The 13,154-nt window shown below is 70.8% G+C and carries 11 protein-coding genes; 9 read left to right on the top strand and 2 right to left on the bottom strand.

Features of this window, described 5'->3' with window-relative positions; genetic code table 11:
* The 3 genes from CCN51_RS22415 to hutH form a co-directional block, all read left to right on the top strand.
* Positions 1-469 (top strand): enoyl-CoA hydratase/isomerase family protein (locus tag CCN51_RS22415; RefSeq protein ID WP_211303243.1); only part of this gene is annotated, 469 nt, incomplete at its 5' end.
* A gap of 136 nt (positions 470-605) precedes the next feature.
* Positions 606-1,826: a GGDEF domain-containing protein gene (locus CCN51_RS22410; protein WP_193383795.1), complete on the top strand. Its 1,221-nt coding sequence runs from the start codon at positions 606-608 to the stop codon at positions 1,824-1,826.
* 133 nt (positions 1,827-1,959) lie between these two features.
* A complete protein-coding gene (hutH, locus tag CCN51_RS22405) occupies positions 1,960-3,504 on the top strand; it encodes a histidine ammonia-lyase (RefSeq protein WP_078610489.1) in 1,545 nt (514 codons plus the stop codon).
* A 65-nt stretch (positions 3,505-3,569) separates the two neighbouring features.
* Here hutH and CCN51_RS22400 read toward each other — a convergent pair whose 3' ends face one another.
* Positions 3,570-3,848, bottom strand: coding sequence for a hypothetical protein (locus CCN51_RS22400; RefSeq protein WP_043487034.1), 279 nt, complete (start codon positions 3,846-3,848; stop codon positions 3,570-3,572).
* Positions 3,849-4,262: 414 nt separating this feature from the next.
* Here CCN51_RS22400 and CCN51_RS22395 point away from each other — a divergent pair, with 414 nt between their 5' ends.
* From CCN51_RS22395 to CCN51_RS22380, 4 genes are all read left to right on the top strand, one after another.
* Complete coding sequence (locus CCN51_RS22395; RefSeq protein WP_014177182.1) at positions 4,263-5,534, top strand: L,D-transpeptidase; 1,272 nt, start codon at positions 4,263-4,265, stop codon at positions 5,532-5,534.
* A 126-nt stretch (positions 5,535-5,660) separates the two neighbouring features.
* A complete protein-coding gene (locus tag CCN51_RS22390; RefSeq protein WP_014177181.1) occupies positions 5,661-7,163 on the top strand; it encodes an ABC transporter permease in 1,503 nt (500 codons plus the stop codon).
* 71 nt (positions 7,164-7,234) lie between these two features.
* A complete protein-coding gene (locus CCN51_RS22385; RefSeq protein ID WP_014177180.1) occupies positions 7,235-7,915 on the top strand; it encodes an ABC transporter ATP-binding protein in 681 nt (226 codons plus the stop codon).
* 305 nt (positions 7,916-8,220) lie between these two features.
* The gene (locus CCN51_RS22380) at positions 8,221-9,012 is read left to right on the top strand and encodes a VOC family protein (RefSeq protein WP_014177179.1); all 792 of its coding nucleotides are present in this window, start codon (positions 8,221-8,223) and stop codon (positions 9,010-9,012) included.
* Positions 9,013-9,041: 29 nt separating this feature from the next.
* Here the strand turns inward: CCN51_RS22380 and CCN51_RS22375 are convergent, their stop codons facing one another.
* On the bottom strand, positions 9,042-10,508 hold the full coding sequence (locus CCN51_RS22375; RefSeq protein ID WP_014177178.1) for a DUF2079 domain-containing protein: 1,467 nt from the start codon (positions 10,506-10,508) through the stop codon (positions 9,042-9,044).
* 59 nt (positions 10,509-10,567) lie between these two features.
* Here CCN51_RS22375 and CCN51_RS22370 point away from each other — a divergent pair, with 59 nt between their 5' ends.
* Both CCN51_RS22370 and CCN51_RS22365 read left to right on the top strand, forming a co-directional pair.
* Positions 10,568-11,347 (top strand): HNH endonuclease family protein, encoded by a 780-nt coding sequence (locus tag CCN51_RS22370; RefSeq protein WP_043487033.1) that lies wholly within the window; start codon positions 10,568-10,570, stop codon positions 11,345-11,347.
* Between the two features lie 98 nt (positions 11,348-11,445).
* On the top strand, positions 11,446-12,972 hold the full coding sequence (locus tag CCN51_RS22365; RefSeq protein WP_143675872.1) for a DUF2228 domain-containing protein: 1,527 nt from the start codon (positions 11,446-11,448) through the stop codon (positions 12,970-12,972).
* Positions 12,973-13,154: the final 182 nt, after the last annotated feature.

Raw genomic sequence — 13,154 nt, 5'->3', positions numbered from 1 at the left:
CGGCTATGCGCTGGGCGGCGGCTTCGAGCTGGCCCTGTCCTGCGATCTGATCGTCGCGGACGGCACGGCGGTGGTCGGGCTGCCCGAGGTGTCGGTCGGGGTGATCCCGGGCGGGGGCGGCACCCAGCTGCTGCCCCGCCGGGTGGGGGCTGCGCGCGCGGCCGAGCTGATCTTCACGGCGCGGCGGGTGGCCGCCGCCGAGGCCCGTGAGCTGGGCCTGGTCGACCGGCTGGTGGCGGACGGGGAGGACCGTACCGAGGCGCTGGAGCTGGCCGGGCGGATCGCCGCGAACTCACCGGTCGGGCTGCGGGCGGCCAAGCGGGCGCTGCGGGTCGGTTACGGACTGGATCTGCGGGCAGGGCTCGAGATCGAGGACGCGGCGTGGCGGTCGGTGGCCTTCTTCGGGGACCGGGCGGAGGGCGTCGCGGCCTTCAACGAAAAGCGCACACCGAACTGGCCCGGCGAATAACCCGGGACGGGACAAGGCGGAATTCGCCGAACATTCCTACGCTGGACTGTGCGGTGTGCGCGGCAGGGGAATGCGAGGCGTGGTGACGGGCGAGGGTGATCAGCGGCTGAAGGCCGTGGTGGGACTGGCGCAGTCGATGGCGGCCGCGCACGCCCCGCGGGAGGCGGTGCGGTCCGCGGCGGAGGCCGCGCGCCGCGCGCTGGGCGGGAGCTTTGCGGCGGTCTCGGTGTGGGAGCGGGAGCTGGGGCGGCTGCGGGTGCTGGTCAACAGCGGGGAACTGGCCGTGGGGGAGGAGGAGTTCCCCGAGCACGAGTTCTATCCGGTGCATGAGTTCCCCGAGATCACCGAGTTTCTGCATGAGCAGTGGGCGCGGGGCGGGGAGCCGCACGCCTGGGTGGAGGTGGCCGCCGGGGCGGACGGGGACGGCTGGGGACCGGGCCCGGGACCGGGCTGGGATGGTACGGGTACGGGTACGGATAGGGCTGCGGGTACGGGCGCGGGTACGGATACGGGTACAGCCGGCGGTCTTCGGGGGGCGCTGCGCGGTGTCAGTCCCGGCCGGGTGGCGGCGCTGCGGCGGCGCGGGCGGGGCAGCTGTGTGGTCGCGCCGATCGTGCTGCACGGGCGGGCGTGGGGCGAGCTGTATGTGGCGCGGCGGGCCGGGGAGCCGGTCTTCGGCCGGGCCGACGCGGACTTCGCGACGGTCCTGGCCGCGGTGACCGCCGCCGGGATCGCGCAGACCGAGCGGCTGGAGGAGGCCCGCAGGCTGGCCTTCACCGACCCGCTGACCGGGCTCGGCAACCGCCGTGCGGTGGACATACGGCTGGACGAGGCGCTGGAGGAGCACCGCCGGGACGGGGTGGTGGTGAGCCTGGTGATGTGCGACCTCAACGGGCTCAAGCAGGTCAACGACACGCTGGGCCATGCGGTGGGCGACCGGCTGCTGGAACGGTTCGGTTCGGTGCTCTCGCTGTGCGGCGCCATGCTTCCGGGGGCCCTGGCGGCCCGGCTGGGTGGCGATGAGTTCTGTCTGGTGGAGGTCGGTCCCTCGGCGGACGAGGTGGTGCGGGTGGCCGATGAGCTGTGCCGCAGGGCCGCCGAGCTGGAGCTGGGCGAGGGGGTCGCCTGCGGGCTCGCCTCGACCGGCGATCCGATCGGCCCCGTCCACACCGCCCGCCGGCTGTTCCGGCTGGCGGACGCCGCCCAGTACCGGGCGAAGGCCGCCCGCTCGGCGAAGCCGGTGGTCGCGGGGCGGGAGGGCGGCCCGGAGGACCCGGTGGTACGGCTGGCCGACAGCGCCGCCTCGGACCGCTCGGCCCAAGGACCCGAGCGCCGTCGCTTCAGGGGGCGCCTCTGAGACTTCAACCGTGGCTCTGAGACTTGAACCGTGGCTTTGACGCTTGAACCGTGGCCGGAGCCCGGGACCGGTTCAGGGGGTCGGTCCAGGGGGCGGGTGACAGACAGAGATTCACTATCTATGGTGCCTGAATATGGATATGCATTCTGTGGTGCTGGGCACCTCCGGGACGACCGCCGCCGATGTGATCGCCGTCGCGCGCGACGGTGCGCGGATCGAGCTGTCCGAGGAGGCCCTGGCCGCCGTCGCCGCCTCGCGCCAGGTCATCGACGACCTCGCCGCCAAGCCGGAACCCGTCTACGGCGTCTCCACCGGCTTCGGCGCCCTCGCCGTCCGCCACATCAGCCCTGAGCTGCGCGTTCAGCTCCAGCGCAACATCGTGCGCTCGCACGCCGCCGGTATGGGGCCGCGGGTCGAGCGCGAGGTGGTGCGCGCGCTGATGTTCCTGCGGCTGAAGACGCTCGCCTCGGGCCGTACCGGCGTGCGCCCGCTCGTCGTACGGACCATGGCCGCCGTCCTCAACGCGGGGATCACACCCGTGGTGCACGAGTACGGCTCGCTGGGCTGCTCCGGCGACCTCGCGCCGCTGTCGCACTGCGCGCTGACGCTGATGGGCGAGGGCGAGGCCGAGGGGCCTGACGGGGTGCTGCGCCCGGCCGGTGAGCTGCTGGCCGAGCACGGCATAGAGCCGGTCGAGCTGCGCGAGAAGGAAGGGCTCGCGCTGCTCAACGGCACCGACGGAATGCTGGGCATGCTGATCATGGCGTGCGAGGACCTGGGCCGGCTGTTCACCGTCGCCGATGTGACGGCCGCGCTGTCGCTGGAGGCGCTGCTGGGCACCGACCGGGTGCTCGCGCCCGAGCTGCACGCCATCCGGCCGCACCCCGGGCAGGCGGCGAGCGCGGACAACATGCTGCGGGTGCTGGCCGGATCCGGCCTCACCGGACACCACCAGGACGACGCACCGCGCGTCCAGGACGCGTACTCGGTCCGCTGCGCGCCCCAGGTCGCGGGCGCGGGCCGGGACACCCTCGCGCACGCCCGGCTGGTCGCCGACCGCGAGCTGGCCTCCGCCGTGGACAACCCGGTGGTGCTGCCGGACGGCCGGGTGGAGTCCAACGGCAACTTCCACGGGGCGCCCGTCGCCTATGTGCTGGACTTCCTCGCCGTCGCCGTGGCCGACCTCGCCTCGATCGCCGAGCGCCGCACCGACCGGCTGCTGGACAAGAACCGCTCCCACGGCCTGCCGCCGTTCCTGGCGGGGGACGCGGGCGTGGACTCCGGGCTGATGATCGCGCAGTACACCCAGGCGGCGCTGGTGAGCGAGCTCAAGCGGCTGGCGGTACCCGCCTCCGTCGACTCCATCCCGTCCTCGGCGATGCAGGAGGACCATGTCTCGATGGGCTGGTCGGCGGCGCGCAAGCTGCGGACGGCGGTGGACAACCTGACCCGGGTGCTCGCGGTCGAGCTGGTCGCGGCCACCCGCGGGATCGAGCTGCGGGAGGGCCTTGTGCCGGCCCCCGCGAGCCGGGCGGTGCTGGCGGCGGTGCGCCGGGCGGGCGTCGAGGGCCCGGGGGAGGACCGCTATCTGGCGCCGGACCTGGCGGCCGCGGACGCGTTCGTACGGTCGGGACAGCTGGCGGAGACGGTGGAGCAGGTGACCGGCCCGCTGGCCTGAGGGCGCGGCCCAGCAGGCGCAGGCGCTAGCGCACCCCTAGTCCCTTGTGCACCCCTGGTACGCCTCTAGTACGCCTCTGGGCGGGTGCGGCGGACGGAAGCGGTCACCATGGCGACCCCGAGCCCCAGGAAGGCGGTACCGCCGACCAGGTAGGGGGTGACGTCCACGCTGCCGGTGTCGGCCAGGTTCTCACCGGAGGAGGCGGGCTGGGCCCGCGTCTGACCGGCGGGGGCCTGGCTGTCGTGCTCGACGGTGGCGTTTGCGGACGGGACGAACCACAGGGCGCACAGCAGCGAGCCCGCGGCGGCGGCGGTCAGCAGCGGTCGGCGTGCGGACAACGGCATCCTCCTTGAGGCTGCGGTGAATTGGCCCCGTGCGTCCGATCGTAGTGACAACTGCGGGTCGCGCGGAAGCGAGACGGCCCGGAGGCATACCCTCCGTCGTATGGGCAGTCCTGAGACGTCATGCTTTGTGCGACTTTGCTTGATTTTTGCCTCGGGAGTCTTGGGGGATCCACGATCCCGACGCGCCGAAGTGGAACGGAGTGCTGCGCGTCGGCGTCCTGGAGGATATGAGGGGACGGGACGACTGCGCCGCACGGGTGCCGGGTACCCCGGTCGGGCCACGGGCTTGACCGGCGTCTTTGCTAAGTGGCCTTCCGCACAGTTTTACTGTGCGTGGAACCGGCCAAAAGGTACAGGCGTTCTTGTCGGATAGGTCCGGGGTTTCTGGGGTCCAGATCAATGGAGAAGCGTGTGATGACGGACGGCAAGCGCCGTAGGGGGCTGGTGGCCGCGGCCGCCGTGCTCGGCGGAGTACTGACCCTCGCGGCGTGTGGTGGGGGCGGCGACGGCGGCAGCGACGGCAACAAGAACAACGCCGGCGGCGACAAGTCGCAGTCGCAGGTGGACGAGGCGGCGGCCAAGGACGCGTCGGCAGCCCACATCAAGATCACGCCCAAGGCCGGAGCGACCAACGCGGGCATCAACAGTGACACCAAGGTCACCGTCGCCGGCGGCACGCTCAAGGACGTGACCATGACCTCGGCCGCGACCGGCACCAAGGTCCCCGGCTCCATATCGTCCGACGGGAAGTCCTGGAAGCCGAGCGGACAGCTGGAGCGGTCCACCCAGTACAAGATCTCCGCGGTTGCCGAGGACTCCAAGGGCCGCAAGGCGACCGAGAACTCGTCCTTCACGACCGTCTCGCCGACGAACAGCTTCATCGGCAACTTCACGCCGGAGAGCGGTTCGACGGTCGGCGTCGGCATGCCCGTGTCGATCAACTTCGACAAGGTGATCAGCGACAAGAAGGCCGTCCAGTCGGGCATCAAGGTCACCTCCAGCAGCGGTCAGCAGGTCGTCGGCCACTGGTTCGGCGGCCAGCGCCTGGACTTCAGGCCGCAGGAGTACTGGAAGGCCAACTCGACGGTCACCCTGAAGCTGGACCTCGACGGCGTCGAGGGCGCGCCCGGGGTGAAGGGCGTCCAGGAGAAGACCGTCACCTTCAAGATCGGCCGCTCCCAGGTCTCCACGGTCGACGCCGAGGCCAAGACCATGAAGGTCGTGCGCGACGGCAAGCCGTTCAAGACCATCAAGATCTCGGCCGGCAGCCCGCAGAACACGACGTACAACGGTCAGATGGTGATCTCCGAGAAGTTCAAGGAGACCCGGATGAACGGGGCGACGGTCGGCTTCACGGACAGCGACGGCAAGGGCGAGTACGACATCAAGGACGTGCCGCACGCCATGCGCCTGACCACCTCGGGCACCTTCATCCACGGCAACTACTGGGGCGCCAAGTCCATCTTCGGCGCGGTCAACACCAGCCACGGCTGTGTGGGCCTGTCGGACACCAAGGGTGCGAACGACCCGAACACCGACGGGACCTGGTTCTACAACGAGTCGCAGATCGGTGACGTCGTCATCGTGAAGAACTCGAAGGACGAGACCGTCGCGCCGGACAACGGCCTGAACGGGTGGAACATGAGCTGGAGCGAGTGGGTCGCGGGCAGCGCCACCGGCGCCTGACGCACCCTCTGACTCCGCCCCGGGCGGCGGCCGGCCTTCTCAGGCCGGCCGCCGCCCGTCGGCTTTCTCAGCCCGCTCTCATCTTGCCCTTATCCGCTCATCACACGACGCCCTTACCGTCGCGCCATGTTCTTCACCTACCTCCGGCGCGAGCTGCGCCGCCGTAGAAAGGCGGCGCTCGTCGTCGCCTCGGGTCTGGCACTGGGCATCGCGCTCGTCATCGTCGTCACCTCGGTGTCCTCCGGCATGGAGCGCGCGCAGGACAAGGTGCTGGAGTCGCTGTACGGGCTGGGCACCGATATGACCGTCACCAAGGCCCGCCAGGCGTCCTCGGGCAGCGACCAGAACTCGCGCCCGCGCTTCGAGTTCGACGCCCGCGACAGCGACGACGACAAAGAGCAGAGCACCGACCGGGTGATGGTGCAGGGCTTCCAGACCCTGTCCGCCGCGACCGTCACCAAGATCGGAAAGCAGAGCGGGGTCGCCGACGCGGTCGGCGGGCTGAATCTTCAGGTCCTGAAGGTCAGCGGGCAGTTCAAACGGGGTGAGTTCAAGCAGAACCAGAACTCCGGCGGCAGCAACCGGCAGGGCGGCCCCGGCGGCGGGGGCGGCGGCGAGCCGCAGGGGCAGGTCGATGGCGGCGGCGCCCAGTTCGACGTCAACTCCTTCTCCGTCTACGGCGTCGACGTCGCCCATCTCGGCCTCGGCCCGCTGACCTCCTCCAAGATCAGCAAGGGCAAGACCTTCACCAGCGCCCAGAGCGACGCCAAGGTCGCGGTCGTCGACAGCTCGTACGCCAAGGAGAAGAAGCTGGCGGTGGGCGACGACATCACCATCTCCGGCACCAAGTTCGAGATCATCGGGGTCGCGACGGCCGACAGCGGTTCGGCCGCAGCCAACGTCTACATCCCGCTCAAGCGGGCGCAGACCCTCTCCGACTCCAAGGACAAGGTCACCACCGTCTACGTCAAGGCGGCGGACTCGCAGCGGATCGACAGCGTCAAGTCGGCCATCCAGAAGAACGTCTCCGACACCACGGTCACCACCTCCGCCGACCTCGCCAAGACCGTCTCCGGCTCCCTGTCCACCGCCTCCGACCTCGCCTCCAACGTCGGCAAGTGGCTGTCCATCGCCGTCCTGGCCGCCGCCTTCCTGGTCGCGGGACTGCTCACCTCCTCGGCGGTCAGCCGCCGGGTGCGGGAGTTCGGCACGCTCAAGGCGCTGGGCTGGAAAAGCGGCCGGGTCACCCGCCAGGTCGTGGGCGAGGCCCTGGTCAACGGCCTGCTCGGCGGCGCCCTCGGGATCGGGCTCGGCCTCGCCGGCGCCTACGCGGTGACCGCGATCAGCCCCAGCCTCACCGCCGAACTGGGCTCCTCCGGCGGCGGCATGGGCATGGGCGGCGGACCGGGCGGCGGCGGACCCGGGGGCGGTATGGGCGGCGGTATGGGCGGCGGGCTGCGCCAGGCCACGGCCAAGACCCTGGATGTGGCGCTCACCGCCCCGGTCTCCACGGCCACCATCGCACTCGCGGTCGGCCTCGCCGTCGCGGGCGGGCTCGTGGCGGGCGGCTTCGGCGGCTGGCGCGCCTCGCGGCTGCGCCCGGCGGACGCGCTGCGCCGCGTCGAGTAGCCCGGCATCTGCCCAACCCCCCACCCCTGCCCCACGCCTGAACGCCTGACCAGGAGTCAAGGAGTCACCCCATGTACCAGCTCAGCGGCGTCACCAAGCGCTACCGGCGCGGCAAGGACACCGTCGACGCCCTCGCCGGCGTGGATCTGACCATCGAGGACGGCGGCCGTCTGGTGATCCAGGGCCCCACCGGCGGCGGCAAGTCCACCCTGCTCCAGATGCTCGGTGGCCTGGACCGCCCCACCTCCGGCTCGGTCGAGCTCGACGGCGTCGATCTGGCCTCGCTCAGCGAGGCCAGGCTCACCAAGGTCAGATCCGAGAACATCGGCTTCGTCTTCCAGAGCTTCAACCTGATCCCCACGCTCACCGCGCAGGAGAACGTGGAGACCGCCCTGGTCCCGCTCGGCGTCAAGGCCGCCGAGCGGCGTACGCGCGCCGCCGAGGCGCTGGAGTCGGTCGGGCTCGGCGAACGGTTCGGGCATCTGCCCGGCGAGATGTCCGGGGGCCAGCAGCAGCGCGTGGCGATCGCCCGCGCGCTGGTCAAGCGCCCCAAGGTGCTGCTCGCCGACGAACCGACCGGCAATCTGGACGAGTCGATGCGCGACGAGATCATGACCCTGCTCGAGGGGCTGTGGGAGGAGCACGGCCTGACGTTTGTGATGGTCACCCACGACAGCGCCCTCGCCCGCCGCGCCCCGCGGCTGGCCACGATCGAGAAGGGCAAGGTGAAGATCACCGAACGGGCCGCCTGAGGGGACCCGCGGCCGGAGGACGGCGGGCCGTCAGCGCCGCAGGTCCTTGGCGCGTACGTAACGCAGCCCGCAGGCGTCCTCGTACGGGTCGCCGTGCGCCCCGATCAGACTCCGTAGCGGCCGCATCGGCAGCCAGGTCAGGGCGTCTGTGACGGTCTTCTCTCAGGACGGTGCGCGGCCGGTATCGATGAGGTGAGGGGGGTGTGCTGCGGCGTCGAGTGGCGACGCCGCCGCACCCCGGGACAATGGGCCGAGGGGATTCCGTCCGGCCGCCGCGACGGCCTGGGCCCGACCGGGAGGCGCCGATGCCCGAAGTCACCGAGCCCTACCAGCCCGGTACACCCTGCTGGATCGATGTGGTGGCCCCCGACCAGGCGGCCGCCCTCGACTTCTACGCCAAGGTCCTCGGCTGGGAGGGCAGCCCCGGCCCGCCCGAGACCGGCGGATACGCGCTGTGCACCCTCAAGGGCAAGCCCGTGGCCGGCATCATGTCGGCCGAGGCGATGGGGGACCAGCCCGCCCCGCCGCCCGCGTGGACCACGTATTTCGCCTCCGCCGACGCCGATGCCACGCTGCAGGCGATCACCCGCAACGGGGGCACCACGTTCACTCCGGCCGTCGAGGTGATGAACCTGGGGCGGATGCTGGTGGCCGCCGATCCGACCGGGGCCGTCTTCGGCGTCTGGGAGGCACGGGAGTTCCCCGGCGCGGGCATCGCCAACGAGCCGGGCGCCCTGATCTGGAACGAGCTCAACACCACCGACCGCGAGGCAGCGGCCGCCTTCTACGCGGCGGCGCTGGGGCTTGAGACCGCCCCGATGGAGGGCGCCGAGAACTACTTCTCACTGTCCGTGACCGGCCGCCCGGTGGGCGGGATGCAGCCGCTGGGCGCGGCAGGGGCCCCACCCGAGGCCGCCTCGCACTGGCTGGTCTACTTCGCGGTCGCGGACACCGACGGGACCGCGGCGAAGGTGGCCGAGGCGGGCGGGACGGTGTGCAAAGAGCCGTTCGACATGGTGGCGGGCCGGATGGCCGTGGTCCAGGACTCGCAGGGGGCGCCGTTCGCGGTGATCGCCCCGAAGCCGATGAACGCGTGAAGGGGCCTGCTTCAAGAAGGCCGTGGTTCTCAGGCCGTATCGGCCCGCTTGAGTACGAAGTAGCCGCCGCTGGAGCCGAGATACGCGTACCGGTGCTCCGGGTGCAGCTGTTTCGCGTACGCGACCAGGTCCTCGGCCGTGCGCTCCGGCTCCTGGAGGGCTATGTAGTCCGGCACGACATTCTGCGTATTGCCGACCCACAGCACCCGGCAGCGGCTGGTGAGCCGGCTGATCGGCCCCACGTTCGCCTCGACCGACGCCCCGTCCGGGATCCGCTCCAGCAGCCGCTCGACCTCGGTGACCTCCTTCGGCTTGTGGAAGAAGTCCGGGTCGGTGAGGTTTTCCAGGGGCAGTGAAGCGGTCAGCGCCAGCGCGGCGCCCGCCACCATGCCGGGCAGCTGCCGGGCGTACGAGGCGAGCCAGGGGCGGTGGCTGTCGCGGGCGCGGTCGATGGCGTCGACGAGGGCGAGCGCGACGATCGGCATCAGCACCGCGCTGTAGTGCCAGTCCGTGCCCCAGTAGTGGTCGTCGTGGGAGACGAAACGCCAGCCGAGGGTGGGCACGGCGGCCAGCAGCAGCGGGGAGCGCAGCGCGAGCAGGCCGCTGGTGGGCAGCAGCACCCACAGCAGGGTGCGCACCGCGGTCTCGAAGGGGATGGTCCCGGTCTGCTCGCCGCCGCTGCCGACCTTGTTCCAGTAGTCGTACGAGCCGGAGCCGTTGAAACTCGGGATGATCACGCCGAGCGCGAGGGCGGAGGCCAGCACGCCGAAGCCGATGAGGCCGAGCGCGAGCGGGACGATCCGCGGCGGGCGCTCCCGCCAGGTGCGGACCAGGATCACGGCGCCGATCGCGGCCACCGTGGCCCCCATGTCCTCCTTGACGAAGACGAGCGGGACGGCCCACAGCATCGCCGCGTACCAGCGCCTGCGCACCACCGCCTCCAGCGAGAAGGCCAGCAGCGGCATGGCGAAGGCGATCTCGTGGAAGTCGAAGTCGACGGCCCGCTGAACGCCCCAGGACAGCCCGTACGCGACGCCGATCGCCAGCCCGCGGCCCCGCCCCAGCAGATGGGCCGCGACGCGTGTGACGGGGATGGTGGAGACCGCGAAGAGGGCGGCCTGGACGACGAGCAGGGTGACGGGGGTGGGGAAAACCCGGTAGAACGGGGCGATCAGCGCGGTGACCGGGCTGAAGTGGTCGCCGAGGATATTGAAGCCGGGGCCCTTGAGATCGGCGACGGGGGTCTGGAGATGGGCGTAGGAGCGTATCGCCTGCTCGAAGATGCCCAGGTCCCAGGACATGGTGGCCATCCGCCGATAGCGGGTGATCGAGATGGCCGCGAAGGCCACGAAGAAGGCCGCGGCCAGCCAGTACGGGTCCCGGCGTGAGTGCCGCAGCCCGGCTGCCGGGGCGTCGTCCGGCTGGGCGCGGTCCAAGGTGGCGGCGGTCGCCCCCTCGGCGGTGGTGCCGGGCGGGAGTGCGGCAGCCGTGTCCATCCAGGGTCCTTATCGTGTGGGCGGTCTGTGCGAAAAGATACGCGACGGAGGCTGGACGGTTGCAGAGACGGTTTGGGCAGATTCTGATTCCGGGGCTGGCTGTGCTGCTGGCCGTCGCCGGGTGTTCGTCCGGGGCCGAGAAGGACGGCGGCGGGCGGGGCGGCGGAAAGCGGAGCAGCAGCAGCGGCGGGCAGCAGGGCGACGGGCGGGCGGTCAGTCCGCTGAATAACCCGGACGGCACGAAGCCGGGCCTGGCGCCCATCACGACAAAGGCGGACCGGGCCGTGGCCGAGCGGATCATCGACCAGCTGGTCACCAAGGGCCGGGGGCCGAGGACGGGCTACGAGCGGGACAAGTTCGGCTACGCCTGGATGGACACGGCCGACGGGGTGCCGCTGGCCCGGAACGGCTGCGACACCCGCAACGATCTTTTGCAGCGTGACGGTCAGCGGCTGCGTTTCCGGTCCGGCTCCGACTGTGTGGTCGTGGCCATGACGCTGCACGATCCGTACACGGGCAAGACCATCGAGTGGCGCAAGGAGAAGGCCGCCGAGGTGCAGATCGATCATGTGGTGCCGCTGTCGTACAGCTGGCAGATGGGCTCCTCCCGCTGGCCGAAGAGCAAGCGCGAACAGCTCGCGAACGACGTGCTCAATCTGATCCCGGTCGAGGGCCGCGCCAACTCGGCCAAGGGCGACTCCGGGCCCGCGTCCTGGCTGCCGCCGAACACCGCGATCCGGTGCGCGTACGCGGTCCGCTTCGCCCAGGTCGCGCTCGAGTACGAGATACCGGTGACCGCCGCGGATCAGCGGATGATGCGGCGGCAGTGCGGCGGGTGACGGCTCTGGGGGCGAACGGCCCCATGACGAGGCACTGCCGAGAGCGAGACGACCGGCCGGTCACCTTAAGGGTCTGACCGCGGAAGTAGGATCGCCGCGTGATCTTACCCGGGTGGCTTGAAGGCAAGTCGGACGAGGAAGTGATTTCCACCCTCCGAGCGGAGGTCGATAATGATCACAACAGGTTGGCCGACGGGGAGAAGCAATCGTTTTTCTACGAACTGGTCGATGAGTCCGAAGAGGACTTGGCCGGGGAGTGGGACGCGTACTGCCGACACGCCTCACGTGTGGATGAGCGGGTGAGCCGGCTCCGGTCGGCCGCTTTGGCCCGGTTCGACCGGGAGGTTGTCCCCTTGCCTCCGGCCGAGGCCGCCGCAGTGGTGTACGGCGACGACGACTTCTGGTTTCCGGGCTTTGTGGCCGAGAGATGTCGCGGCGATCATCATCCCAATAATGATCCCTGGTCCGAGTTGACGCCCGAGGAGAAACTCGAGCATGCCATCTTCGGGACGAGGCCGGTCCGCCGGAGCGACTTGGCCGGCGAGCGGCGGTGTGCCGCTCGTGCGGCAGCCGAACGGCGGGACTATGCCGTCTGGCGGTCGGCTCATCAGCCGCCGGATCCGACGGTCCGGTTGGCTGCCGAGTCCCGGGTGGCCCGGGACCGGGCCGCGATTGAGCGCCGGTTCGCCGACGACTGGGGCATCGAACTGGCTGACTCGATGTTCCGGTATTGGCTGTTTCTGCTGTCACTCGGGCCGGTCGAACAGCGCGCGCTCCACGACGCGGAACTACGACCGTACGGGATCATGAACCTGTTCGACGACCCTGCGTGTCCGCCGCGTGAAGGTCTCGACGTTCGGGTGCACGGCCGCTACTACCGGGATCCGCCAGAGTTTTTGACGTTCATGCACGGTGGCACGGATGGGCTGCACTTTGGACTTTGGTACGACGACGGCCGTACCTGCACCGGTGTCGCGTCCTACTACAACAATGACGGTGGTGGCGTCGGCCTGCCGTCTGGCACTCCGCTGGAGACGGTACGCGAACGGATCGAATGGCGTCAGGTTCACCTCGACAGCGAGGCCGGCGAGGACGAGCCGATCGCCGCGGACCTGGCGGAGGAGCGGTTCAGGCTGCGGGCGCTGCGGGAGGCTCTGATGACCTTCGAGACCGGTGACCGGCCCGAGGAGGGCAACGCCTACCACAAGACGTATCGGGACGGGGACGAGGTACCCGAGGACGGCGACCCGATCCGGTTCGAGACCCTGGACGGCGGTGGGGCGCTGGCCGACGGTGAGTCGGTTGTTCCGCGCGGCCGACAACGTCCCTATGACGACTACGACTGGTGCACCAACCTGCACAAACAGCTGACCGGGGATCCCGGCGCGGTCGCCTCGTGGGTCGCCGAGGCCCTGCAACGCTGCGCTGCCGGGGATCCGGCCGGCGCCCTCACTCTCGGGCGTGACCTGCACTGGGCTAGTGGAGGAGACGCCGAACGGGAGCGTCAGGCGCACGAGCTGCTCGTTGCGGCTTATCGGGCTCTCGGCCGGCACAACCTCGCCGGGATCACCGACGCGCACCACCGGCACCGCGACCTCCCCCAGGTGGACGTGCTCCGTACCTGAACTGGGGCCGCTGGGGGACCGCCCGCCGTCGATCACCCGGGGGCGATGGGGGTGGGGCGGGCGGCCGTATCAGGGGCGCTTGAAGCGGGACGGGGTGTTGTGTTCGCGATGGCGGGGGCACTGGCACGGTGGCCATGCCTGTCCGAGTCCGTAGGCGTCGCTCTTCTCCCCGACGAGGACGG

The organism is Streptomyces milbemycinicus (genome assembly GCF_002154605.1).
Lineage (GTDB): Bacteria > Actinomycetota > Actinomycetes > Streptomycetales > Streptomycetaceae > Streptomyces > Streptomyces milbemycinicus.
Note: the sequence above shows the minus strand (reverse complement) of the source record. Positions and strands in the feature narration are given on the sequence as shown.